Genomic DNA, 25,306 nt, shown 5'->3' on the forward strand with positions numbered 1-25,306 from the left:
CTGGCGAGCGGAGCGAGACTGATGAGGGGAGCTTATCAGTGTAGCAGAGCCTTTTCCCATGTCCCCAGTTCCCCTCATCCGTCAGCCCTTCGGGCTGCCACCTTCCCCCAGGGGGAAGGCTAAAGACCAGGCTGTATCAAGAAGCTATCAGCGCCAGCGGCGCTGGAAGGACCACGGGTCACACGGACGTCCCCGTGCTTTTCCCCCATCAATGGGCAGTAGACCTTCTACCGGGAAGGAAACCTGCGCCCAGGTCTGCACCCAAGACTTTTCTTTGGGGGTCTGGGGGACGCACGTCCCGACGTGCAGTCAGCGGACAACTAGGCGGAATCCCTCTCCCATGCGTTCAGCTGTTCCAGCACCCCCATCAGTTTTTTCGCCTCAGGTGGCTGGTCAAAGCTCACCCAAACGATGCGGTCCTCCCACAGGGCCAGCCAGTTGCGCTCCCGCGACTCCCCGTAGAGCGCCGTGGCCCCCAGGATTTGGGGCCACGGTTCCCACTCGGAGGAGGTGTTGTGTCGGCCATCGGTGTACATGTCCAAGCACAGGTCGTAGACAAATGGGGCCTTCACGTCCACGATCTGGTACCAGTACCCCTCGTCCCCGCCCCAGGCGATAGCCGCCAGCGGGGAACTCTGATAGGTATAGTGGTCGGACACAGGTGGCGTTGGCTCTCTCCGCCCCGCCACGGCCGTGACCCCCAACCACGCCAGCGCCGCCAGGGCCAGGGCAAGAATGACGGCCTGGCCCCGCCGGTAGACCACCCGGACCGACTTCCCCTTCCGCCAGGCCAAATAGCAGCCCAGGCTGAACAGGCCGAACAGGCCGAGCAGCACCTGCGCGGCCGCAATGGTCAGCTTCGGGCCGTCGGACAGGGCAATCACGGAAAAAGCGCGCAGCTCATCCATAAAGCCCAGGATACCCAGCAGACCTATCGCCAGGAACAGCACGGCGCCGACCATCCATCTGCGCCGCTTCCCATTCCCCAGTTCTGGCTCCTCATAGGGAAAGTCCATCAGCATTTTAGGCAGCTTCATAAAATCCCCCTCTCAAAACACGCAAAGGCCGCCCGCTGGGTGAGCGGACGGCCTTGTTTCTTAAAAGTCGGCGCTGCCCACCGTGCGGGGGTGGGGCAGGACATCCCGGATGTTGGAGATGCCGGTGAGGTACATGACCAGCCGCTCGAAGCCCAGGCCGAAGCCCGCGTGCTTGCAGGAGCCGTAGCGGCGCAGATCCAGGTACCACCAGTAGTCGGCGGGGTCCATGCCCAGCTCCCGGATACGGGCCTCCAGCAGGTCCAGCCGCTCCTCCCGCTGGCTGCCGCCGATGATCTCCCCAATGCCGGGCACCAGGCAGTCGGCGGCGGCCACGGTCTTCCCGTCGTCGTTGGCCCGCATATAGAAGGCCTTGATCTCCTTGGGGTAGTCGGTGACGAAGACCGGCTTCTTAAAGTGCTGCTCGGTCAAATACCGCTCGTGCTCGGTCTGGAGGTCGCAGCCCCAGGAGACGGGGTACTCGAACTTCTGACCGGACTTCTCCAGAATCTCAATGGCCTCGGTGTAGCTCACCCGGCCGAAGGCGCTGGAGGCCACGTGCTCCAGCCGCTCCTTGAGGCCCTTGTCCACAAAGGAGTTGAAAAACTCCATCTCGTCGGGGCACTTGGCCATGACCTCGGTGATGACAGATTTGATCATGGCCTCGGCCACGTCCATGTCGCCCGCCAGGTCGCAGAAGGCCATCTCCGGCTCGATCATCCAGAACTCGGCGGCGTGGCGCTGGGTGTTGGACTTCTCCGCCCGGAAGGTGGGGCCGAAGGTGTACACGTCCCCGAAGGCCATGGCGAAGTTCTCGGCGTTGAGCTGGCCCGAAACCGTGAGGCTGGCGGCCTTGCCGAAGAAGTCCTGGGCGCAGTCCACCACGCCTTCGGCGGTGCGGGGCGGATCGTTGGGGTTCAGGGTGGTGACCCGGAACATCTCCCCCGCCCCCTCACAGTCGGAGGCGGTGATGATGGGGGTGTGGACGTACACAAAGCCCCGCTCCTGAAAGAAGTTGTGGATGGCGTAGGCGGCGGCGGAGCGCACCCGGAAGGCGGCGGAGAACAGGTTGGTCCGGGGCCGAAGGTGCTGGATGGTGCGGAGGAACTCCACCGAGTGGCGCTTCTTCTGCAGGGGGTAGTCCGGGGAGGAGGGGCCCTCCACCTGGATGGAGGCGGCCTTCACCTCCAAGGGCTGCTTGGCCTCGGGGGTGAGGACCACGGTGCCGGTGACCACCAGGGCGGCCCCCACGTTCTGCCTGGCGATGTCCTTGAAGTTCTCCAGGCCCTCGGCCTCCATGACCACCTGGAGGTTCTTGAAGCAGGAGCCGTCGTTGAGCTCGATGAAGCCGAAGGTTTTCATATCCCGGATGGTGCGGGCCCAGCCGCAGACGGTGACCTCCTTGCCGCCGAATGTCTCCTGGTCCGCGTAAATGCGGGCGATCTGTGTGCGTTCCATTGGATGATCCCTCTCTCTACGTCTTTGTAGGTTTTGACAGATGCTTACATTATACGGACTTTGGCGGCATTTTACAAGGGATTTGTGGGAAAAGAAGGGCGGGGACTATCCGTCCGCCCCCCATTTTCTCCTCGCCCAGCGCCACGCCGCGCCCACGGCCTCCCCCAGCAGGGCGCATCCGGCGTAGGCCACGGCCTGCCGCCAGTCGTAGGGCACGTTGGGCCACAGCAGATTCGGCAAAAAGGCCAGCCCCGCCGCCAGGGGCACTAGGGGGCAGAAGCCGTTCTTCTCCCCCGCCGCGATGCCCACTCCCACGGCGGTGAAGGGATAGGCCAGCACGGGCAGCACCAGCGCCCGGAGCAGGGGGACGGCGTAGTCGTCCAACACCTCCGCCAGGGGCCGCAGGAGGAGGAACAGGGCGCACAGCAGGAGGATATGGGGCAGGTTTTCCCGCCAGCCCAGGAGGGACCGCTTGCGCCCCTCTTTTTGCGTATTTACCATATCCACTCCCCCCTTTTGTCTCCAGTATAGGCGAAAAGGGGCGGGCTGTCCATGGGGTTCGGACAGCCCGCCCTTCCGGCGGGAGATTTGATGTCAGGAGATGGCCTGAGCCCCCACAGAGTAGGTCCAGGACCCGTCATCGCCCATTTGGGCGGTGCAGTCCAGGAAATAATAAGCCCCCAGGCCCGAGCGCCACTTCTGGGCGTCGAAGGCGGCAAGGCGGGGTTCCTCCCCCTTGCCCAGGGCGGGGAGGCTCCAGGCCGCGTCGGGGTCGGTGGTGATGGAGAAGAGGATACCGTCGGGCCAGTACAGCTCCTCCCCGTCGATATAGCCCTCCTCCACCAGCTCGTCCCAGGTGCCGGTGACCAGCTCCAGGCCGTGGAGCTGGGCGAAGCGCCAGGCCACAGCGCTTTTCTCCCCGTCGGTGAGGGCGGTGAGGCCGGAGAGGTCCACCCCCAGGTAGGTCAGGGCGCCTTCATTAAGGCCCGGGTCCTCGTTCCACAGGTCCTCCAGGACTTGGAGGTAGAGGCCGCAGCGGTCGTCCACCGTATCGGATTCCCCGGCCAGCGTCTGGGGGGCCGTGAACCGGGCGGGCCAGGTCTCCTCCACGCCGCCGGTGTGCCCCACCCAGACCTTCATCCCGTCCCGCAGCTCGGAGGCGCCGGAGGAGCCGCCGTCCATCGTCACCGCCAAATCCTGCACGCTGAGGGTATAAATCTCGCCGCTCTCCTCGTCGGCCAGCAGCAGTTCCCCGATGTCCGCCCCGTCCACGATCCGGCAGGGGGTCAGGTTCCAGGGGTTTTCCGTCTCGGCGGGGGCAGGCAGGGCGGTGGGCCCCGCCGGTGTCGGCTCCACCGCCCCGGCGGCGCAGCCGCACAGCAGGGATAGGGCGAGCACAGGGGGTAAAAGTCTCTTTCCGTTCATGGTTCCAGCCTCCTTTTTTCCTTTAGACGCCGGGAGGAAAAATTTGTTCCTCTTTTTTGCGTTTTGGCCCTTGACAGCGGGCCCCAAATAGATATACTAAACTTATGCTTAATACATAAACTTTCATAAAGGAGGCCAGGCCATGACCCAACGGGAACGGGAGCTTTTGAACTGGATCGCGGAAAATCCCCTGATCTCCCAGCAGGAGCTGGCTGACCGGGCGGGGATCACCCGCTCGTCGGTGGCGGTGCACATCTCCAACCTGATGAAGAAGGGCTACATCGCCGGAAAGGGCTACGTGCTCCGCTCCGCCTCCTACGCCGCGGTGGTGGGGGGCGTGAACATGGACATCGGGGGCCGGTCCGCCGCGCCTTTGGTGGCCGCCGACTCCAATCCCGGCACGGTGCGCATGTCCCTGGGGGGCGTGGGGCGGAACATCGCCCACAACCTGGCTTTGCTGGGGGTGGACGTGCGGATGCTCACCGCCTTCGGCGACGACCTCTACGCCCAGAAAATCGCCGCCTCCTGCGGGGAGCTGGGCATCGATATCTCCCAGGCCCTCCAGGTCCCGGGGGCGGCCACCTCCACCTACCTCTTTATCTCCGGGGACGACGGGGACATGGCCCTGGCGGTGAGCGACATGGACATCTACGACCACGTGACCCCCGCCTACCTCCAGTCCCGGCGGGCCCTGCTGGACAACGCCCAGGTCATCGTCACCGACACCAACATCCCCGCCGAGTCCATCCAATGGCTGTGCGAGAATGTGAAGGTCCCCATCTTTGCCGACCCGGTCTCCACAGCCAAGGCGGTGAAGCTGAAGCCGGTGCTGGGGAAGCTCCACACCCTCAAGCCCAACCGCATGGAGGCCGAGCTCCTCTCCGGGGTGGCCATCACCGACGACGCCAGCCTGGAGCGGGCGGCCAAGGCCCTGCTGGACACCGGCCTGCGGCGGGTGTTCATCTCCCTGGGGAGCGACGGGGTCTACGCCGCCGACCACGCCGGGGCCCTGCGCCTGCCCTGCTGTCCGGCCCGGATGGTGAACGCCACCGGGGCGGGGGACGCCTTCATGGCCGCCCTGGCCTGGGCCTATCTGGAAGGCACCGCCCTGGAACCCACCGCCCAGTGCGCCCAGGCCGCCGCCGCCATCGCCATCGAGGGGGCGGAGACCATCAACCCGGAGCTGAACGCCGGAGTGGTCAAGGCCCGGGCCGGGCTTTGACCCCCTCCGACTTTTCATGGGACACACAGGGCGTGCCCGCCCGAGAGACCGGACGCTGTAAAACAGGAGAAAAAAGATGATCATATTGATAACAGGCGCGTCGCACACAGGGAAGACCGCGCTTGCTCAAAAACTGCTGGAAAGATATCAATATCCATATTTATCAATCGACCACTTGAAAATGGGGCTCATCCGCAGCGGCCGCACCAAGCTCACGCCCGAGGACAACCTTGCGCTTACGGATTATTTGTGGCCCATTCTCCGCGAAATGATCAAAACCGCCATAGAAAACCGGCAAAATCTGATTGTCGAAGGATGCTATATCCCCTTTGACTGGCCAAAAGATTTTGAGAAGGGTGATCTGGAGCAGATAAAATACTGCTGTCTCGTCATGAGTGGGAACTATATAAAAAACCACTTTGAAAGCATAAAAAGGTACGCCAACGTCATAGAAAACCGTTTGGACGACGCGTGGTGTACGATGGAACACGTTTTGGAGGATAACGCGCGGTTTTTGGAACTTGCTCAAAGGCACAACGTAAATTATGTGCTTATTGATGATAAATACGAGATAGACTTTGATTTATCCTGACCGCTTCCAGCTTGCCAAATTTGTCCCCCGCCCGGGATGGGCAGAATTCTTTTAAGTATTACTGATCCCGCATCCGTTCATTTTGATTTGTACAGGAGGTAAAAACATGAATCTCAACAAGTATCTGGACGTCTCCCCCGAGGTGGCCGAGGCCGTCAAAAACCACAAGCCCGTGGTGGCTTTGGAGTCCACCATCATCTCCCACGGCATGCCCTATCCCCAGAACGTGGAGACCGCCCTCAAGGTGGAGGAGATCATCCGGGAAAACGGCGCCGTACCCGCCACCATCGCCATCATCGGCGGGCGGCTGAAGGCCGGCTGCACCCGGGAGGAGATCGAGCACCTGGGCAGGAAGGGCCTGAACGTGGCCAAGGCCAGCCGCCGGGACCTGGCGGTGCTGTGCGCCCGGGGAGAGGACGGGGCCACCACCGTCACCACCACCATGATCATCGCCCACATGGCGGGCATCCAGATCTTCGCCACCGGCGGCATCGGCGGCGTCCACCGGGGGGCCGAGACCACCATGGACATCTCCGCCGACCTGGAGGAACTGGCCCACACCCCCGTGATGGTGGTGTGCGCCGGGGCCAAATCCATCCTGGACCTGGGGCTGACTCTGGAGTACCTGGAGACCCACGGCGTCCCCGTCATCGGCTATGGCACCAAGGAGCTGCCCGCCTTCTACACCCGCAAGTCCGGCTTCGCCGTGGACTATGAGATCGACACCCCCGCCGACCTGGCCAAGGCCTTCTCCGTCCAGCACGAGCTGGGCCTAGGGGGCGGCATGCTGGTCACCAACCCCATCCCCGAGGAGTGGTCCATGGACCCGGCGGTCATCAACAAGGCCATCGACGACGCCGTGGCCGAGGCCAACGCCCTGGGCGTCCACGGCAAGGACATCACCCCCTTCCTCCTGGACAAGATCCAGAAGCTCACCGGCGGGGACTCCCTGGCCTCCAACATCCAGCTGGTGTTCAACAACGCCCGGCTGGCCGCCCGGACGGCGGCGGAGCTGAGCCGGCTGTAAAATCCCAAATCCACTCGAAATGGAGAGAGCCGGCCCACCGGGCCGGCTCTCTCTTCGCGCCCGGCGGCCAGATCCGCCGGGCGCCCTTTTTTCGTGATTTACATCCCGCACCGGCGCGTCTATAATGGGAGCACCAATGTCGGGAGGCATGCCTATGAAACACCCTGTCCAAACCTATTGGAAGCTCTTTTCCTCCACCTTCCTGCTCAGCACCTTCACCTTCGGCGGGGGCTACGTCATCGTGCCCCTGATGAAAAAGCGGTTCGTGGACGACCTGGGCTGGCTGGAGGAGCAGGAGATGCTGGACCTCACCGCCATCGCCCAGTCCGCCCCCGGCCCCATCGCGGTCAACGCCTCCATTCTGGTGGGCTACCGGGTGGCGGGGGCGCCGGGAGCCGCCCTCACCATCCTGGGCACGGTGCTCCCCCCCTTCCTCATTCTGTCTGCGGTCTCCCTCTTTTACGAGGCCTTCCGCTCCAACCGCATCGTGGCGGCCCTGCTGCGGGGGATGCAGGCGGGGGTGGCCGCCGTCATCTGCAGTGTGGTGGTGGACATGGCGGGCAGCGTCCTCAAAGAGAAAAAGGTACTGTCCGACTTCCTCATGGCGGCGGTCTTTCTCGTCACCCTGCTGCTGCCCAAGCTCAACGTCATCTGGATTATCCTGGCCTGCGCCGGGCTGGGCGTCGCCGCCGCCCTGTGGGGGGCGCGCCGGAACAGGGAGGCGGGGAAGAAATGATCTATCTTCAGCTTTTCTGGAGCTTTTTTCAAATCGGCCTGTTCAGCTTCGGGGGCGGGTACGCCGCCCTGCCGCTGATCCAGACCCAGGTGGTGGACCTGCACCACTGGCTGAGCATGTCGGAGTTCATGGACCTCATCACCATCTCCCAGATGACTCCCGGCCCCATCGCCATCAACTCGGCCACCTTTGTGGGCATCCAGATCGCGGGGCCCTGGGGGGCGGTGGTCTCCACCCTGGGGTGCATCCTCCCCTCCTGTCTGGTGGTCTCCCTCCTGGCCTTTCTCTACTACAAATACCGCTCCCTCGCCGCCATCCAGGGGGCTTTGTCCGGCCTGCGCCCGGCGGTGGTGGCCCTGATCGCCTCGGCAGGACTGACACTGCTCACCACCGCGTTCTGGGGAGAGGGGGGCTTTTCCCCCACCCTGCCCGACCCGGCGGCTGTGGTTTTGTGCCTGGGGGCCTTCGCCGTCCTGCGCCGCTGGAAGCCCGACCCCATCGTGGTCATGCTGGGCTGCGGCGCCCTAGGCATGGCGGTCTACCTCCTGGTTCCCGGATTGATGTAGCGGGAACCGGTATTTTTGTGTTACGTTTCCATTACACCGCCGCCGGGGTGATTGCCTTTTCTCCCCTGGTAAATTATAATAAAGTCACCTTTAAACCCGCAAAAAAGCAAAGAGAGGCGAATGTTGATGAATCACTGCAAGCGCGTTCTGGCGGGCGCCCTGTCCGCCGCCATGCTGCTGGGGCTCTCCGGCGGGGCTCTGGCCGCGGACAAGAAATCCGACACCTTTACCTTAGGCATCTATTCCACCACCGACATGCACGGCAAGTGCTACGACCTCAACCCCATCACCGGCAAAGAGGTGACCAACAGCTACCTGAAGGTGGCCACCGCTATGAAGGCTGAGCGGGAGGCCAACGACGGCACCATCCTCATCGACAACGGCGACATTATCCAGGGCACGCCCATCATCTCCTACAACATGAACATGGAGGGCGGCAAGGACAACCCCATGGCCATCTGCCTGCGCTACATCGGCTATGACGCCCTGGTGCTGGGCAACCATGAGTTCAACTTCAGCCAGGACGTCCAGCAGATCTTCTACGATATGCTCTCCGACGAGACCGACCGGTATCCCGGCACTCCCGTGGACGTGGTCTGCGCCAACTACATCGACGTCAAGACCCAGGAGCCCAAGATGGACCCCTACAAGGTCATGACCTTCCAGGTAGGCGGCAAGGACTTCAAGGTGGGCATCCTGGGCCTGGAGAACGTGAATGTGCCCAACTGGGACCTGCCCAGCCACTATGAGGGGGCCGACTTCGTCCACGAGGGCAACACCGAGCGCTCCTACGCTTACGAGTGGGTCAACTACTGGCAGAAGGAGCTGCGGGAGGAGCAGAAGTGCGACTTCGTCATCGTCTCCGCCCACTCCGGCGAGGGCGGAGACGCCGTGGGCGCTGGGGACCAGGGGGCCGTGGGCGACGTCTCCGCGGAGTTCAACAAGGAAAACCAGGTGGCCCACCTGATCCAGAACACCACCGGCATCGACATGGTGGTGGCCGGCCACAACCACGTGCCCGGCGTGAGCACCTTCCAAAACGCCGACGGCAAGGACGTCCCCGTGGTCAACGGCGGCACCTCCACCCTCACCAAGACCGTGGTGACCATCAAGAAGGACGGCTCCTTCACCATCGGCCAGAGCGAGAACCTGGACCTCACCGGCTACGAGAACGACGCCGGGCTCAAGGCCCTCATGGAGCCCTACTACGAGCGCACCGTGCCCTTCGTCAACGAGGAGATCGGCACCCTCAGCGGCGACTGGGACTCCGTCACCGACCTCTTCCACGTGGAGAGCGACACCATGAACCTGGTCCACGAGGCCCAGCTCTGGGCCACCGGGGCCGACGTGTCCCTGGCCTCCCCCGTGGCCAACAAGGATTTCTGCATCTCCCAGCTCCTTGGGAGCAAGGCCAAGGGCCCCATCAGCCTGAAGGACTGCTACTCCTTCTACAAGTACGACAACAACCTCCTCTACATGGTGGAGATGACCGGCCGCCAGCTCAAGGACTGGCTGGAGGACTGCGTGAAGGATTACACCGTGGCCGAGGACGGCACCATCACCGGCGGCGGCTTCGGCACCGACCAGCTCTACGGCATCAGCTACGACGTGTACCTGGGCAACCCCGAAGGGGTCCGGGTGGCCAACCTGGTCTACCAGGGCAAGCCCGTCACCGCCGAGCAGACCTTCAAGGTGGCCGTCAACTCCTACCGCCTGTCCGCCAACGCCGCCGGCGATGAGTACGGCTGGTACGCCGTCACCGGCATCACCATGGGCAGCGACAAGGTGCTGTGGGACGGCTCGGTCTCCGAGGAGTTCGGCTCCATCGGCGGCTCCGTGACCCTTATCATCGCCGAGTACATCAAGGCCCTCACCGCCCAGGGGAAGGAGATCACGCCCCCCGAGCCCAGGAGCCTGTGGACCCTGAACGCCGCCACCAGCGCCGAGGCCCTGGCCCCCGTCACCCGGCTGGAGTTTGTGGAGGCCCTGTACCAGGCCCAGAACGACGGCAAGCCCGCCGCGGCCGCCGTGGCTGATTTCACCGACCTGACCGAAAACAACGACGCCGTCAACTGGGCCTACACCCACGGGATCGCCGCCGGCAACGGCGAGGGCCAGTTCCTCCCCGACGCCCCTGTGACCCGGGAGCAGGCCGTAGTGATGCTGCTGCGCTATGACGTGGCCCGCGAGCAGGGCCCCTCCGGCGCCTGGGCCACCCGCGTGCCCTATACCGACGCCGCCAACGCCTCCGCCTGGGCCTCCGAGGCCATGATGTGGAACGTGCTGAAGGGCTATCTCTCCGCCGACGCCTCCGGGAACTTCCGTCCCCAGGGGGACCTGACCGCCGCCGATCTGGACGCCGCCCTGGCTGTCCTGGCCGCGGAGCAATAAGTACAACGAAAAAGGAGCCCCACCTTTCAGGCGGGGCTCCTTTTTTGTCCTTCTTTACTTTTCCACGTGTCCCCGGATCCGCTCCACGATCATGTCCAGGGCCACGGTGTTGTAGCCCCCCTCGGGGACGATGATGTCGGCGTATTTCTTGGAGGGCTCCACGAAGGCGTCGTGCATGGGCTTCACCGTGGTGAGATATTGGCTCACCACCGAGTCCAGGGTCCGCCCCCGCTTGTTCACGTCCCGCACCAGCCGCCGCAGGATGCGCACGTCGGCGTCGGTGTCTACAAAGATCTTGATGTCCATCAGATCCCGCAGGGCCTTGTTCTCAAAGATCAGGATACCCTCCACCAAAATCACCCGGGTGGGACGCACCTCCACCGTATTGGGGGAGCGGTCGTGGATGGTGTAGTCGTAGGTGGGGCACTGGATGGCCTCCCCCCGGCGCAGGGCCTCCAGGTCCCGGACGAAGCGGTCGGTCTCAAAGGCGTCCGGGTGGTCGTAGTTGAGCTTGGCCCGCTCCTCATAGGGCATCTCCGAGTGGCTTTTGTAGTAGTTGTCGTGGAAGAGGACGGACACGTCCTCCCCGAACCGCTCCTTCAGCTTTTCGGTCAGCGTGGTTTTCCCCGAGCCGGTGCCCCCCGCGATGCCGATGACCATGATGTCCATAAACAGCGCCCCCTGTTTGATTTTGTAAAATGATATCACAGGTCCCTGGGATTTGCGGTATCATTTTTACCTATTCTTTTGATTGCCTCCAGCGGAGACGGGAAAAAGGATTTTCTTGTTATTTTATCACACATGGCCCGAAAAGTGTAGTATAATGACTTCCATATTATCTGTGGAACAAAGGAGTCAATGCCCATGGATTACGCCGCGGAATCCCTCAAGCTTCACTACCAGTGGAACGGCAAGCTGGACACGGTGCCCAAGATGCCGGTGGACAGCAAGGAGGCCCTCTCCCTGGCCTACACCCCCGGGGTGGCCGCCCCCTGCCTGAAGATCAAGGAACAGCCCGGAGAGGTGTGGAAGCTCACCGACCGGGCCAACACCGTGGCGGTGGTCACCGACGGCTCCGCCGTGCTGGGCCTGGGCAACATCGGCGCCGAGGCCAGCCTGCCCGTCATGGAGGGGAAATGCGTCCTCTTCAAGGCCTTCGGCGGGGTGAACGCCGTGCCCCTGTGCATCGGGAGCCAGGAGGTGGAGGATATCGTCAGCGCCGTGCGGCTCATCGCCCCCTCCTTCGGGGGCATCAACCTGGAGGACATCGCCGCCCCCCGGTGTTTCGAGGTGGAGCGGCGGCTGCGGCAGGAATGCGGCATCCCCGTCTTTCACGACGACCAGCACGGCACCGCAATCGTGGCGGCGGCTGCGGTGCAAAACGCCTGCAAGGTGGTGGGCAAGGAGCTCAAGGATATGAAGGCGGTCTTTTCCGGGGCCGGGGCGGCGGGCACCGCCATCTTCAAGCTCCTCCACCGGCTGGGGCTGCGGGAGGCCACCCTCTACGACATCAACGGCGTGGTCTACCCCGGCCGGGCCGATTTGGAGGGGGACCCCTATCTGGCCGAGCTGGCGGCCCTGAGCCGTCCGGCGGTCACCGAGGGCGGGCTCTCCGCAGCCCTCAAGGGGGCCGACCTCTTCATTGGGGTGTCCGCCCCGGGGCTGGTGACGGCCAACATGGTCCGCTCCATGGCCCCCAGGCCCATTCTCTTCCCCATGGCCAACCCCACCCCCGAGATCATGCCCGACGAGGCCCGCTCCGCCGGGGCGGCGGTGGTGGGCACGGGCCGCAGTGACTTCCCCAACCAGATCAACAACGTACTGGTTTTCCCCGGCGTGTTCCGGGGGGCCCTGGACGCCGGGGCCGTCGAGATCAACGAGGAAATGGAGCTGGCCGCGGTGGAGGCTCTGGCGGGGCTGGTGGGGGAGGACCTCTCCCCCGACTACATCCTCCCTGCCCCCTTCGATGAGCGGGTCTGCCCCGCCGTGGCGGCGGCGGTGGCCGACGCGGCAAGGCGGACCGGAGCGGTCAGGCCGGGGCGCTGAGGCCCAGAGGGGCGGAAAAAGGACTTGCATTTGCCCCAAAATTGTGCTAATATATAGTTCCTGTGAAAGAAAGGGCGTATTGCGCCCCAATTTTAGATATCACTTCGCTCCACACCCGGGGCGGAAAGGAACGATGAACGATGAACATTCCTCAGCTGATCCTGTCTATTATCCTCTTCCTGCTCTCCCTGTTCCTGGTGGCCGTGGTGCTGCTGCAGGAGGGCAAGACCGCCGGCCTGTCCGGGGCTATCTCCGGCGGCGCCGACACTTTCCTGTCCAAGAACAAGGCCAAGAGCTGGGACGCCAAGCTGGCCCGCTGGACCAAGTGGGTCGCCATTATTTTCATGGTCGTCTGCCTGGTTCTTTCCCTGGTGTAAGGAACTCAAGAGCGCCCTCCCACCTCCGGGAGGGCGCTCTTTCTTATTTTTCCCCAGCCTGGGCATACTTCCATAAACCCCGCCAATGAAATGAGGTTCCATATTTATGATTGAAAAAAAGAACATTACCGGCCGCTACCAGGGCTCGGGCCGGGGCTTCGGCTTCTTCATCCCCGAGGACGGCGCGGGCCGGGGGGACGACAGCTTCGTCCCGCCCCGCCGGGAGAACGGCGCCTGGGACGGCGACACGGTGGAAGCCGCCGTAGAGGCCGACCCCTCCCAGCCCGGCCGCAGCACCGCCCGGATCACCAAAATCGTGGAGCGGGGCAACAAGACGGTCACCGGCATCATCCAAAAGCTGAACCACGAGGTCTGGCTGCGGCCCGACTCCGACCGGCTCCCCGCCGCCATCAAGGTGGTGGGCAAGGCCAAGGTCCGGGAGGGGGAGAAGGCCGCCGTGGCCGTGACCAGCTACGGCTCGGCCAAGACTCCGCCTCTGGGCACCCTGAAGGAGACCTTCGGCCCCGCCGGCTCCCGCGCCGCCGCCGTGGAGGCCGTCCTTTACCAGCTGGACATCCAGCGGGAGTTCCCCGAGCCGGTGTCCGCCGAGGCCTCCGCCGTGCCCCAGAAGGTCTCCGCCCCCCAGCGCAAGGGGCGGCTGGACCTCAGGGAAAAGACCATCATCACCATCGACGGGGCCTCCTCCAAGGATCTGGACGACGCCGTGTCTTTGGAACAGGACGACAAGGGCAACTGGGTGCTGGGGGTCCATATCGCCGACGTGAGCCACTACGTCCACCCCGGCGCGCCTCTCGATTTGGAGGCCTTCCACCGGGGCACCTCGGTCTATTTTGCCGACCAGGTGGTGCCCATGCTGCCGGTGGCCCTCTCCAACGGCATCTGCTCTCTGAACCCTCAGGTGGACCGGCTGGCATTGTCCTGCCTCATGACCCTGGACAAGACCGGGGCCCTGCTGGACCACACCATTGCCGCCAGCGTCATCCGCTCCACCGAGCGGATGACCTACGAGGACTGCAACGTCCTGCTGTCCGGGGGCGACAAGACCCTGGAGGAGCGCTACGCCCGCATCCTGCCCATGCTCCGGGACATGGCCGCCCTGGCCCGGGCCCTGGAAAAGCGGCGGAAGGCCCGGGGGAGCCTGGACTTGGACAGCGCCGAGAGCTATATCGTCTGCGATGACGCAGGCCGGCCCGTGGACATTGTGGCCCGGAGCCAGGGGGAGAGCGAAAAGCTCATCGAGAGCTTCATGCTCATCGCCAACGAGACGGTGGCCAAGCACCTCTTCGACCTGAAAAAGGCCGCCGTATACCGGGTCCACGAAAAGCCCTCCCAGGATAAGACCGAGACGTTGAAGGCCATGCTCTCCCCCTTGGGCTACGCCATCAAGGAGGCGGACAACGCCTCCCTCCAGAAGGTGCTGGAATCCGTCAAGGGCAAGCCGGAGGCCCCGGCGGTGAACATGATGGTGCTGCGCTCGCTGATGAAGGCCCGGTACGACGTGGAAAACCTGGGGCACTTCGGCCTGGCCGCCCCCTTCTACTGCCACTTCACCTCCCCCATCCGCCGCTACCCCGACCTGATGGTCCACCGCTGCCTCCACGCCCTGCTGGAGGGGAAGCTGGGCCCCGCCGGGGAAAAGAAGCTGGCCAAAAGCTGCGAGAAGGCCGCCGTACAGTCCTCCCAGCGGGAGATCGCCGCCCAGAGCGCCGAACGGGACATCGACAAGCTCTACTTCGCGGAATATATGCTGGACCACCTGGGGGAGACCTTTGACGCCGCCGTCTCCGGGGTCACCAAATTTGGCCTCTTCGCCGCCCTCCCCTCCGGGGTGGAGGGCCTCATCCCCGTGGAGAGCCTCCCCGAGGACCGCTACGTCTACGACGAGACACGCATGACCCTCACCGGGGAGCGGGCCAATCGGGTGTTCACCTTCGGCATGGCCCTCCAGGTGGTGTGCGTGGCCGCCGACCCCTCCACCGGCCGGGTGGACTTCCGCCTCCCCGGCATGGAGGACGCCCCCGGCCGGGCGGCCCCCGCCGTCAAGCCCCTCCCCGTCCCGGGGAAGAAAAAGCCCCAGGGGGGCCGTCCCCAGGGTAAGGCTCCGGGCAAGCGCAGGGGGAGCGGCAAGCCCGCCATGCACGTGCCCAAGGGGAGGAGAAAGGGGAAAAAGGGATGACGAAACGGAATCTGGTCCCCCTTTTATTGCTCTTTGTATTTGCTTTTACCACTGGCTGCGGCCCCTGGGAGACCGTCCAGACCACCGCCCCCTCCCAGGCGGCGGAGGCCGTCCCGTCCCCCACGCCCACCGGGGTGAGTACCCCCGCGCCAACCCCCGAACCCGACCCCATCGCCCAGCAGGTGGCCGCCCTCTCCACCGAGGAGAAGGTCGGCCAGCTCTTGGTGGCGGGCATCGAGGGGACATCTCCCGGCGACGACGCCCGGTGGGCCATCCGGGAGGCCAGGGCGGGGGGCATCATCCTCTTTGGCCGGAACGTGGCCAGCGCCGGGCAGCTTGCCCAGCTCAACAGCGACCTGAAAGCCCTCAATTCAGCCGCCGGGAACGCCCTCCTCTTCCTCTGCGTGGACGAGGAGGGGGGAATGGTCTCCCGAATGCCGCCCGAGGTGGCCGACCTGCCCTCCGCCTATGACTTCATCCGCTCCGGGGGCGACCCCGCCGCCCGGGGGGCCGCCCTGGCGGCGGAGTGCGCCGCCTTCGGCTTCAACGTGGACTTCGCCCCCTCCCTGGATGTGTGGAGCAACCCCCAGAACACCGTCATCGGCAGGCGGGCTTTCGGCACCGACGCCCAGACCGTGACCGAGGCCGGGACAGCCTGTACTTACGCCATGATGAACGCCGGGGTCATCCCGGTGGTGAAGCACTTCCCCGGCCACGGGGACACCCTCACCGACTCCCACGTGGGCCTGCCGGTGGTGGAGAAGGGCCGGGAGGCCCTCCTGGAAAACGAGCTGGCCCCCTTCCGCGCCGCCATCGACGGGGGCGCCCCCGCCGTGATGGTGGCCCATATCCTCATGACCCAGCTTGACCCCCAGCGGCCCGCCTCCCTCTCCCCCGCCGTGGTCACCGGCCTTCTGCGGGAGGAGCTGGGCTTTGACGGGGTGGTGTTCACCGACGACCTGACCATGGGGGCCGTCTCCCAGACCTACGGCATGGGGGAGGCCGCCGTGCTGGCGGTGGAGGCCGGGTGCGACATGGCCCTGGTGTGCCACCGCTCGGACAACCTGAAGGCGGCCCGGTCCGCCCTGCTGGAGGCCGTGGACAGCGGCCGCATCAGCATGGAACGGCTGGACGAGAGCGTGTACCGCATCCTGGCGCTGAAGGCGGCCTACGGCCTCTCCGACGGCCCGGTGGTGGCGCCGGACGTGGCGGCGCTCAACCGGGAGATCGAGGCCGTTTTGCCTTGACGTCTCCACGGGGCCGTGGGACCCCCTCTCCGTCAGCTTCGCTGACACCTCCCCCGAAGGGGGAGGTCAGGCTGTCGAAAAAGTCCATTGGACTTTCCCAACAGCCTTCACAATGCCGATACTTTCCCGAGGCTTTGCCCCTGGAAAGTCCTCGCTTTGCTCGCCGAGCGCCCGCTGACGCGGGCTTTTCGGGGCATTTGATCCCACACGAGGCGGGCTGCCGCCCCCTCGTGCTCCCCCACCGCAGACCGGAAGAAATTTCTGAAATACAGGTTCTTCGACAAGCTGAAAATGACCCGGGGGCCTTTTATGAAAAGGCTTCCGGGTCATTTGTCACTCTTTTTTACCATTTGTCACCGTTTTGGCCTGGAAGCCCCTCCCAATGCATGATAGACTGGAGCCCTGAAAGGAGTGCTTCCACTATGAAACGCACGCTGTCTCTCCTCCTGGCCGCTGGGCTGGGAGTTTCCTTATGCGCCTGCAAGGCCCCCGCGGAGCCTTCCGCGCCGCCCGCGGCGGCCACCCCCGCCCCTTCCCAGTACGTCTTTACCCGGGAGAACTTCCCCCGGCTTGACGGCTCCACCGCCACGGTGCCCCTGGGGCAGGCGGTGGCGGCGGTACTGCTGGGGGAGAGCCGGGAGGAGGTGGACGACCTCATCCAGTTCAACAAGACCTCCCGGGCCTACTACAACCTGGTGGACGGGGAGGCCGACCTCCTCATCGTGGCCGAGGGGGGCGAGGACTCCTATTCCTACCGGGACGAGCGGGGCATGTCCTGGCGGATGGAACCCGTGGCCGCCGAGACCCTGGTGTTCTTCGTCAACGCCGACAACCCGGTGGATAATCTGACCCTGGACCAGGTGCGGGACATCTATTCCGGGAAGCTCACCAACTGGAGCCAGGTGGGGGGCTCCGACGCCCCCATCCAGGCCTACCAGCGGCCCGCCGGGGGCGGCAGCCAGGCCATCATGGAGAAGGAGGTCATGGGGGACACCCCCATGATGGAGCCCTACAACACCGACTACGTGGTCTCCTCCATGGAGGGCATCATCCAGGCCGTCCGGGCCTGGGACGACCAGCCCGACGCCATGGGCTACACCGTCTACTACTACGCCACCGACATGGGCATGGCCGACGGGCTGAAGCTGCTCTCCATCGACGGGGTGGCCCCCACCGACGAGACCATCCGGGACGGCAGCTACCCCATCCACACCGCCTATTACGCCGTCATGGATTCCGAGACCCCGGCGGACAGCCCCGCGGGCGTCCTCTTCGACTGGCTCCTCTCCCAGGAGGGGCAGAACCTGGTCGCCCACGAGGGGTATGTCTCCGTGAAGGAGCCCACCCAATGAGAAAGCCCTCTCTCCTGGCGGCGGGGCTGGCCCTGGCCCTGCTGGCGGGCTGCGCCGCCCCCGTCCCCCAGGAGACGGCCGCTCCCGCGCCCACGCCGGAGGCCGCCGCCCCCTCACCCGAGGCCACGGTGCCCCCGCTGCCCACCAACTATTTCCACACCCTCTGTTACCTCCGTCCCACCGTCTATCTTGACAAAGCCGTCCTGGATACCCAGGGGTACCCCCTGACCTGTTCCTTCGAGATCCCGCTGTTCGAGGAGAGCACGGAGGGTTACCAGGTCATCAACGCCTTCTTCCAGGACCTGCGGGACGCCTTCTTTGACCCGAAGGGCGGGGAGGGCTCCGCCCAGGCCGCCTGGGACAGCGTGACATCGGCCGGCGACCCGGACTACCGCTATTTTTACGAGCGCTCCGTCCGGGTCCTGACCCAGACCGATACCCTCGTCAGCGTCTACCTGGACTGGTACTGGTACATGGGCGGGGTCAACGACACCGGCGGCGACTGCTACAACTTCGACCCGGCCACCGGGGAGCGGCTCTATCTCTCCGACCTCATCGCCGAGCCGGAGGATAAGGCCCTGGCCCTCATCCGCTCGGTCATCGAGGAAAACGGCTACGGGGGCGCCTCCGTGGAGGGCCGCACCCTGGACAGCTTCGACTTTTATGTGGACGAGGGAAAGGTCTTTCTCCAGTTCGACCGCTACGAGATCACCGTCGGCGCCGGGGGCAGCCCCGTGCTGGAGCTGCCCGTGAAGCTGAAATAGCTCCCCCCCTGGAAAGGACGCACCATGAAACACGCCATCTCCTTGGGCCTGGCCCTGGCCCTGTTCCTCACCGGCTGCAAGGCCCCCGCGCCAGCACCCAGCGGGCCGCCGGAGGCGGCGGAAAGCCTGTCCCCCGTCTACGCCGACTGGTCCAGGCTGACCCCCTACGAGACGCCGGAGCGTGCGGAGGTCTATCCCCGCCGGGACGGCCCCCACGACACCCTTCTCCCCGCCCCGGACTACGGCCCCCTGGTGCCCTTCCCCGGCGCGGTCATGACCACCACCTGGTACGCCGGGGAGCGGGTCACCTCCTATCTCTACGGCCTCATGACCCTGGAGGGGGAGGCGGTAGTGGACCCGGTGTACTCCTCCGTCACGCTTTTGACCCGGTGGAACAGGGGCGACACCCCGGACCCCCTCCCCGCCATGGTCCTCACCCGTTACACCGGGGAAAAAGACCCCGAGACCGGCGAGGCGGTGTTCCGCTCCGCCCTGGCCGCCCGGGACGGGAGCTGGGTCACGGAGGAGGTCTACACCTTTGACCCCGACCTGCAGTACGGCGGCATGGGGGTGGAGCCGGGCCAGTTTTTCGCCCTCCGGGACGAAAACGTCCTGGTCCTGCTGGACCCGGAGACCGGCGCGGAGCTTTTTTCCGCCCCCCTCCCCGGCGCCCTGTCCCGGGACAGCCGGTACGACGCGCTGTGGAGCGCCCAGGCCGGTGACGGGCGGGTCACCGGCTCCTGCTATGACGCCTTCGCGGGCCAGACCTACCACCCCCTCTGCTGGACCCTGGAGGGCCAGGCCGTCCCCCTGCCGGAGGAAGTCACTCAGGTGGGCCGGTTCTCCCAGGGCCTCGCCCCCGCCCGGAACGGCGGCGGCCAATGGGGCTATCTGGACGCGAACGGGGCGTGGGCCATCCCGCCTCAATATTCATACGCCCGCCCCTTTGAAAACGGCTCCGCCCTGGTCCGGGGCGGCGGCTTCTCCCTCATCTCCCCCGCCGGGGAAACCCTCGTCGGCCCCGTGGCGGCGGACACCTGTTTCCAGCGGGGCGGCTGTTGGTACTTCCTGGGGTACAGCGGCGACCCCGGCCTGGTGCTGGACGAAAACCTCCAGGCCGTCGCCTCCCCCCTCCTCTACCAAACCGAGTACTTCCTCCTGGACGGCGGCTGGATCACCCTGTGGAAGGACGGCGTCCAAAGCGTCGTCCGGGGCGCGGAGCAATGGCCCCTCCCGGCGGGCTGGGAGGACAGCCAGTTGATTTGCGCCCGGGAGGAGCAAATCTTCCTTACAAGCCCGGAGCGGTGGGCGGCGTGGACGCCCCAGACCGGCGCCCTGGCCGTCTTTCCCGGCGCCCTGGAGAACGTGGACCGGGACCCGGTAACCGGGACGGGCTGCTGCCGGGTGTCCCTGCCGGACGGCTCACGGCGGCTCACCGCCCTGGACGGCGCCGTCCTCTTCGACGGCCTGCCCGAGGACGCCGTCCCCTCCCTCCTGGGCGGGCTGTGCCAGCTCTCCCGCGGCGACTCCACCACCATCCTCTCCCCCGACGGGACCGTCCTCCTGCAACGGTACTGGGACGACGGCATGGATTGAAAGGAACGAAACGAAATGAAACGACTGTGTTTGACCGCCCTGGCCCTGGCCCTCCTCCTCTCCGGGTGCAAGTCCGCCCCGGCTCAGGAGAGCCCGGCGGCGGAATCCCTCTCCCCGGTGTACGCCGACTGGTCCCACCTCACCCCCTATGAGGCCCCCCAGGAGGTCTACACCCGGCGGTACGAGGACTTCAACGACACCCTGACCCCCAGGGACGATTATGGCCCCCTCCTCCCCTTCCAGGGGGCCTCCCTCATCCGCCACGAATACGGCTTTGACGACCCCTACACCCTCTACGGCCTCGCCACCCTGGAGGGGGAGGTCATCGTGGACCCGGTATATACCTCCGCCTTCGCCCTCCGGCAGTACGGCCCCGACGGCCAAACCGGCTACGACCCCTATGCCCTCCTCCTCACCAAGACCTTCCCCGTCCCCGGTGGGGAGCCGGAGGCCAGGAGCGCCGTCTGCGCCCGGGACGGGAGCTGGTGCACCGATTTCCTCTACACCTATGACTGGGAACTCTTCTACGGCATGGACATGACCCACGGCATCCCCCTGCTCAAGGGGGACACCCAGCTGGTCTTCCTGGACGCCGGTGACGGCACGGAGCGGCGGGTCATCGACATCCAGCCCTACCGGGACATGGGCTTGGAGTACGGCTGGGAGCTCATCGGCAACATCGTCCCCGGCGAGCGGTACGCCCCCTTCTCGGTCCGGGACTCCCAGGGCGACTCTTTCCGCTATTACCTGGCCGACCTGGACACCGGCGAGGCCCTCCCGCTCCCGGGCGACGTGATGTACGCCGGCCCGCTCCACGACGGCCTCTTCCGGGCCCAGGGCGGCTCGGGCTACGGCTGCCTGGACGAGCAGGGCCGGTGGGTCATCGACCCCATCTACAACGAGCTGGGCGACTTTTACGAGGGAGTAGCCGCCGCCCGGACCATGGGGGGCGGGTGGTGCTTCCTGGACCGGCAGGGGACCGTCCTCAAGGAGCTGCCCCCGGAATACGACTCTCTCTACTATGAAAAGGGCTTTTGGAAATGCTACGGGGCCGACGTCCCCGACCGCCTCTTCCGCGCCGACCTGACGGAGGTGGAGCTGCCCCAGGGGGCCTGGGACTCCGCCATCCTGGGGGACGGCTGGGTGTCCTGGCTCCGGGCGGGGGGCGGGACCACCCTGTGGAAGGACGGGGTGAGCCGGGACCTCCCGCCCGAACTGGGCAGCGCCTGGTCCGGGGAGGGGGGTTACGCCCTGCTGCACGCCCCCGACGCGGAGGAGTCCTCCCTCCTGAATTTGGAAACCTTTGAGACCGTGCCCCTCCCCGGCAGCTTTACCGCCATGTTCCAGACCGACGAGCTCACCGGGGAGCGCTACATCTGGACCAGCTCCAACGAGCTGCAGTGCTGGCGGCTCTTCGACCTGGAGGGGAACCTGCTGTCCAGCCAGCCCTATTCCCAGGGCGGCGGCCAGGACCAGCTGGTGGGCGGGCTTTTGTTCCACACCCGCCCGGACCGCAGCACCCTGACTACCCGGGACGGGAAGGTGGTCTTTCAGTGGTTGATCCCCCAGGCTTCCGATTGATTCCAAAAATTTTTGGGAACTTGTTTGCGGTTTCGCCGTCCAAGAGAAGCGAAACTAAAAAACAAAGGAGTTTTGACCCCTATGAAGCACATCCGTATCCCCGCGCTGGCCCTGACCGGCGCCCTGTCCCTGTCCCTTCTCCTCGCCGCCTGCGGCGGCAAGGCCGATCCCACCCCCACCCCCGAGCTCACCGAGAGTCCCGCTGTCACCGAGAGCGCAACCCCCACCGAGACGCCCGAGGTCAGCGAGCTCCCCGAGGACACCGAGACCCCGGACATCGACGCCCCCGTCTCCACCCCCACCGCCCCGGCGGAGACCGCCAAGCCCACCGAAAAGCCCTCTGAGCCCACCCAGGCTCCCAGCGAGGCCCCCTCCGGCGAGTCCAAGGTCCAGGCCGTCTGGACCGGCATCTCCGCCAAGGAGCTGCCCGGCTTCATGGATCTGGACGGCGAGACCCTCTCCGCCCTCTACGGCATCAGCGCCGATGACCTGGTGGAGTACGTAGGCAAGGTGCCCATGGTCAGCGTCCAGGCCACCGAGTTCTTCATCGCCCAGGTGAAGGAGGGCAAGATGGACACCGTGAAGGCGGGCATCGCCAAGCGGCAGGCCGACCTTGTGGAGCAGTGGAAACAGTATCTCCCCGCCCAGCTGGAGCTGGTGGAGAACTACAAGCTGGTCACCAACGGCAGCTACGTCATGTTCGCCGTCACCGAGTACGCCGACGACGTGGTATCCATTTTCAACGACTGTACAAAATAAGAAAAAGGTTCTATAATGCGAAGGGCGCTTGGGCAACCGGCGCCCTTCCTCCCTGCATCCCGTTCTTTTTATATTAACTTTCCGGGGGTGGCCCATGGTCTTTTCCACCTTATTTTTTCTCTTCACCTATTTTCCCATCGTGCTGCTGCTTCACTCCATCACCCCGCTGAAGTACCGCAACGCCGTGCTTTTGGTGGTAAACCTGTTCTTCTACGGCTGGAAAAGGCCGGTCTACCTGCTCATCATGTTCGCCTCCATCGGCATCGACTATGTCCACGGCATCCTGGTGGAGCGGGCCAAGGCGGACGGCAACGACAGGCGGGCCCGGCGGTTCGTGGCCCAGTCTGTGGTGTTCAATCTGCTGCTCCTGGGCTTTTTCAAGTACTGGGACTTCATCGCGGGCAGCCTTCATGCCGTGGGCCTGGGCTTCATGCCCGTCCTGGGGCTGGAGCTGCCCGTGGGCATCTCCTTCTACACCTTCCAGACCATGTCCTACACCATCGACGTCTACCGGGGGGACGCCAAGGCCCAGCGGAACATCGTCAACTTCGGCACCTTCGTCACCCTCTTCCCCCAGCTCATCGCCGGCCCCATTCTGAAATACAAGGACCTGGCCGACCAGATCGATGAGCGGGATTACCCCGTGGAGCGCTTCGCCGCCGGGACCCAGATCTTTGTGGTGGGCCTTGCCAAAAAGGTCCTCCTGGCCAACAACCTGGGGGCGCTGTGGGAGGCCTACAAGGCCATGCCGGTCTCTCAGCTCACCACCCTGGGGGCCTGGCTGGGAGTGCTGGCCTTCGCCTTCCAGCTCTACTTCGACTTCTCCGGCTACTCCGATATGGCCGTGGGCCTGGGGCGGATGCTGGGCTTCGAGTTCCTGGGCAACTTTAATTACCCCTATCTGGCCAAGTCCATCACCGACTTCTGGCGGCGCTGGCACATCTCCCTCTCGTCCTGGTTCCGGGATTACCTTTATATCCCCCTGGGGGGCAGCCGGGTGGGCAAGGGGCGGCTTGTGTTCAACCTGATGGTGGTCTGGGGGGCCACCGGCATCTGGCACGGGGCCAACTGGAACTTCCTCCTCTGGGGCCTCTACTACGGCGTCCTCCTGGTGCTGGAGAAGGTGGTCTGGGGCAAGTCCCTGGAGCGGCTCCCCGGCTGGGTGCGGCACGGGTACACCCTTCTCCTGGTAATGGTGGGCTGGGCCCTCTTCTCCCTGGAGAACTTCGCCCAGCTTGGGCCCTACCTGGGGGCCATGTTCGGCCTCGCCGGGGCGGGGGGAGCGGACGGGGCGACCCTCTACTACCTGCGCTCCTACCTGCCCATGTTCCTCATCGCCGGCGTGGCCGCCACCCCCCTGGGCAAGCATCTGTGGTACAAGTTCCCCGAAAGGGCCCAAAAAATCGCCTGCCCCCTCCTCATGCTGGCGGGGCTCCTCCTCTCCACCGCCTATCTGGTGGACGGCACCTATAACCCCTTCCTCTACTTCCAATTCTAACTTCCTTTTCTTGAAAGAAAAGGAAGCCAAAGAACTTCCATAACGCGATTCTGAGAGGTGATATTATGTCGAAACATTACGCCAAGTTTTTGTCTGCCTTCTTCTGCTGCTTCCTGGCCCTCCTCTTCGCCGCCAACGCCTTGACCCCCGACAGCGCCTTTTCCGAGGTGGAGAACCGCCCCCTGGCCCAGCGGCCCTCTCCCACGGTGAAAAACGTCCTCTCCGGCCAGTTCATGACCGACTACGAGACCTACGTCACCGACCAGTTTGTCGCCCGGGACGCCTGGGTGGCGGCCAAGGCGTACTCCGAGCGGGCGGTGGGCAAGCAGGAGAACAACGGCGTCTACTTCTGCGATGACGCCACCCTCATCACCCGCTTCGACGCCCCCGACGCCGAAAAGGTTGCGAATAATATAAATTATGTCAACTCTTTTGCGGCAAAGTCCCCGGTGCCAGTGTACTTCGGCCTCATTCCCGGAGCCGCCACCGTGTGGGCCGACAAGCTGCCCCAGGGCGCGCCCAACTACGACCAGAAGCTCATTATCGACCAGGCCGCCCAGTCCTCCGCCGCCCAGTTTGTGGACCTCTACACCCCCCTGATGGAGCACAAGGGGGAGGACATCTTCTACCGCACTGACCACCACTGGACCTCCCTGGGGGCCTACTACGGCTACACCGGCCTGTCCGGGGCCCTGGGCTTCACCCCCGTCCCTCTCACCGACTATATCAAAACCGCCGTGTCCACCGAGTTTTACGGCACCGTCTTCTCCTCCTCCGGCGTGCGGTGGGTGCGCCCCGACGAGATGGACACCTATGTCCCCGAGGACGGCGTCACCGTCACCTCCTATACCTATGACATGAAGGGCAACCCGGTGGAGGAGCCCCGCCAGCTCTATGATGAGAGCTATCTGGCCAAGAAGGACAAGTACGCCATGTTCCTAGGAGGACAGCAGGCTTTGGGCGTGGTGCGCACGGGCAATCCCGACAAGCCCAAGCTCCTCCTCATCCGGGACAGCTATTCCGACTCCCTGGTGCCCTTCCTCACCCCTCACTTCTCCGAGATCCACCTCATCGACCTGCGGTACTATAAGCAGTCCGCCGTGCAGTACATCCAGGATAACGGCATCGATATGGCGGTGGTGCTTTACTCCGTGCCCAACTTTGTCAGCGATACCAACTTCGTCTGGCTGGGGCGGTGACGGGGGACCGTTTGATTTTAACTGCTTGCGCGTCAAACGTGCGCTTTTCTGGGGGACATTTCTTTTCGATCTCAGGGAAGGGTGACCTGGCCGGCATAGCCGGCCAGCCTCCGCTAAAAATGCGCCACCGGCGCATTTTCTTCACGCTGCGGCCCCAGACCCCCAAAGAAAAGTCTTGGGTGCAAACCTGCTCGCAGGTTCCCTTTTCAGTAGGAGGTCTACTGCCCGAAGCTAGGGGT

At 64.9% G+C, this 25,306-nt stretch carries 22 protein-coding genes; 17 read left to right on the plus strand and 5 right to left on the minus strand.

Annotated features, from left to right (window positions below; all coding sequences use genetic code 11):
• Positions 1 to 320 precede the first annotated feature (320 nt).
• The 4 genes from AAEU42_RS13260 to AAEU42_RS13275 form a co-directional block, all read right to left on the minus strand.
• Positions 321 to 1,037: a hypothetical protein gene (locus AAEU42_RS13260; RefSeq protein WP_342234050.1), complete on the minus strand. Its 717-nt coding sequence runs from the start codon at positions 1,035 to 1,037 to the stop codon at positions 321 to 323.
• A 60-nt stretch (positions 1,038 to 1,097) separates the two neighbouring features.
• Positions 1,098 to 2,492 carry an asparagine--tRNA ligase gene (asnS, locus tag AAEU42_RS13265; protein ID WP_342234051.1) on the minus strand — a complete coding sequence of 465 codons (1,395 nt, stop codon included), beginning with the start codon at positions 2,490 to 2,492 and terminating at the stop codon, positions 1,098 to 1,100.
• Positions 2,493 to 2,597: 105 nt separating this feature from the next.
• Positions 2,598 to 2,993 carry a hypothetical protein gene (locus tag AAEU42_RS13270; protein WP_342234052.1) on the minus strand — a complete coding sequence of 132 codons (396 nt, stop codon included), beginning with the start codon at positions 2,991 to 2,993 and terminating at the stop codon, positions 2,598 to 2,600.
• A gap of 93 nt (positions 2,994 to 3,086) precedes the next feature.
• Positions 3,087 to 3,917 (minus strand): hypothetical protein, encoded by an 831-nt coding sequence (locus tag AAEU42_RS13275; protein ID WP_342234053.1) that lies wholly within the window; start codon positions 3,915 to 3,917, stop codon positions 3,087 to 3,089.
• A gap of 142 nt (positions 3,918 to 4,059) precedes the next feature.
• On the opposite strand from AAEU42_RS13275, the gene AAEU42_RS13280 reads away from it, so the two are divergent.
• The 6 genes from AAEU42_RS13280 (at position 4,060) to AAEU42_RS13305 (ending at position 10,451) form a co-directional block, all read left to right on the plus strand.
• A complete protein-coding gene (locus tag AAEU42_RS13280; protein ID WP_342234054.1) occupies positions 4,060 to 5,139 on the plus strand; it encodes a PfkB family carbohydrate kinase in 1,080 nt (359 codons plus the stop codon).
• A gap of 76 nt (positions 5,140 to 5,215) precedes the next feature.
• Positions 5,216 to 5,731 carry an AAA family ATPase gene (locus AAEU42_RS13285; RefSeq protein WP_342234055.1) on the plus strand — a complete coding sequence of 172 codons (516 nt, stop codon included), beginning with the start codon at positions 5,216 to 5,218 and terminating at the stop codon, positions 5,729 to 5,731.
• A gap of 106 nt (positions 5,732 to 5,837) precedes the next feature.
• Positions 5,838 to 6,758 carry a pseudouridine-5'-phosphate glycosidase gene (locus tag AAEU42_RS13290; RefSeq protein WP_342234056.1) on the plus strand — a complete coding sequence of 307 codons (921 nt, stop codon included), beginning with the start codon at positions 5,838 to 5,840 and terminating at the stop codon, positions 6,756 to 6,758.
• Positions 6,759 to 6,912: 154 nt separating this feature from the next.
• Positions 6,913 to 7,494 carry a chromate transporter gene (locus tag AAEU42_RS13295; RefSeq protein ID WP_342234057.1) on the plus strand — a complete coding sequence of 194 codons (582 nt, stop codon included), beginning with the start codon at positions 6,913 to 6,915 and terminating at the stop codon, positions 7,492 to 7,494.
• Positions 7,491 to 8,060 (plus strand): chromate transporter, encoded by a 570-nt coding sequence (locus tag AAEU42_RS13300; protein WP_342234058.1) that lies wholly within the window; start codon positions 7,491 to 7,493, stop codon positions 8,058 to 8,060. Before AAEU42_RS13295 ends, AAEU42_RS13300 begins: the two co-directional genes overlap by 4 nt.
• Before the next feature lie 126 nt (positions 8,061 to 8,186).
• Positions 8,187 to 10,451: a 5'-nucleotidase C-terminal domain-containing protein gene (locus tag AAEU42_RS13305; RefSeq protein WP_342234059.1), complete on the plus strand. Its 2,265-nt coding sequence runs from the start codon at positions 8,187 to 8,189 to the stop codon at positions 10,449 to 10,451.
• A 54-nt stretch (positions 10,452 to 10,505) separates the two neighbouring features.
• Here AAEU42_RS13305 and udk read toward each other — a convergent pair whose 3' ends face one another.
• Entirely contained in the window at positions 10,506 to 11,120 is a 615-nt protein-coding gene (gene udk, locus AAEU42_RS13310) for a uridine kinase (protein ID WP_342234060.1), read from the minus strand.
• A 195-nt stretch (positions 11,121 to 11,315) separates the two neighbouring features.
• Here udk and AAEU42_RS13315 point away from each other — a divergent pair, with 195 nt between their 5' ends.
• The 11 genes from AAEU42_RS13315 (at position 11,316) to AAEU42_RS13365 (ending at position 25,067) form a co-directional block, all read left to right on the plus strand.
• Positions 11,316 to 12,497: an NAD(P)-dependent malic enzyme gene (locus tag AAEU42_RS13315; RefSeq protein WP_342234061.1), complete on the plus strand. Its 1,182-nt coding sequence runs from the start codon at positions 11,316 to 11,318 to the stop codon at positions 12,495 to 12,497.
• A 140-nt stretch (positions 12,498 to 12,637) separates the two neighbouring features.
• Entirely contained in the window at positions 12,638 to 12,874 is a 237-nt protein-coding gene (gene secG, locus AAEU42_RS13320; RefSeq protein ID WP_342234062.1) for a preprotein translocase subunit SecG, read from the plus strand.
• 106 nt (positions 12,875 to 12,980) lie between these two features.
• Positions 12,981 to 15,071, plus strand: a complete 2,091-nt coding sequence (gene rnr, locus AAEU42_RS13325; RefSeq protein ID WP_342234063.1) for a ribonuclease R — start codon at positions 12,981 to 12,983, stop codon at positions 15,069 to 15,071.
• Positions 15,068 to 16,318 carry a beta-N-acetylhexosaminidase gene (gene nagZ / locus AAEU42_RS13330; protein WP_342234064.1) on the plus strand — a complete coding sequence of 417 codons (1,251 nt, stop codon included), beginning with the start codon at positions 15,068 to 15,070 and terminating at the stop codon, positions 16,316 to 16,318. The genes rnr and nagZ overlap by 4 nt, the downstream gene beginning before the upstream one ends.
• A gap of 422 nt (positions 16,319 to 16,740) precedes the next feature.
• Complete coding sequence (locus AAEU42_RS13335) at positions 16,741 to 17,670, plus strand: PstS family phosphate ABC transporter substrate-binding protein (RefSeq protein WP_342234065.1); 930 nt, start codon at positions 16,741 to 16,743, stop codon at positions 17,668 to 17,670.
• A complete protein-coding gene (locus AAEU42_RS13340; RefSeq protein ID WP_342234066.1) occupies positions 17,667 to 18,434 on the plus strand; it encodes a polysaccharide deacetylase family protein in 768 nt (255 codons plus the stop codon). The genes AAEU42_RS13335 and AAEU42_RS13340 overlap by 4 nt, the downstream gene beginning before the upstream one ends.
• 24 nt (positions 18,435 to 18,458) lie before the next feature.
• Positions 18,459 to 20,030, plus strand: a complete 1,572-nt coding sequence (locus AAEU42_RS13345; protein WP_342234067.1) for a WG repeat-containing protein — start codon at positions 18,459 to 18,461, stop codon at positions 20,028 to 20,030.
• A gap of 15 nt (positions 20,031 to 20,045) precedes the next feature.
• Positions 20,046 to 21,611, plus strand: a complete 1,566-nt coding sequence (locus AAEU42_RS13350) for a WG repeat-containing protein (RefSeq protein WP_342234068.1) — start codon at positions 20,046 to 20,048, stop codon at positions 21,609 to 21,611.
• An 81-nt stretch (positions 21,612 to 21,692) separates the two neighbouring features.
• Complete coding sequence (locus AAEU42_RS13355) at positions 21,693 to 22,370, plus strand: DUF4358 domain-containing protein (protein ID WP_342234069.1); 678 nt, start codon at positions 21,693 to 21,695, stop codon at positions 22,368 to 22,370.
• Positions 22,371 to 22,464: 94 nt separating this feature from the next.
• Positions 22,465 to 23,868 (plus strand): MBOAT family O-acyltransferase, encoded by a 1,404-nt coding sequence (locus AAEU42_RS13360; protein WP_342234070.1) that lies wholly within the window; start codon positions 22,465 to 22,467, stop codon positions 23,866 to 23,868.
• A gap of 65 nt (positions 23,869 to 23,933) precedes the next feature.
• Positions 23,934 to 25,067, plus strand: coding sequence for a DHHW family protein (locus AAEU42_RS13365; protein WP_342234071.1), 1,134 nt, complete (start codon positions 23,934 to 23,936; stop codon positions 25,065 to 25,067).
• Positions 25,068 to 25,306: the final 239 nt, after the last annotated feature.

Origin of the sequence: Pseudoflavonifractor phocaeensis, from assembly GCF_038439875.1 — a bacterium.
Classification (GTDB): domain Bacteria; phylum Bacillota; class Clostridia; order Oscillospirales; family Oscillospiraceae; genus Vermiculatibacterium.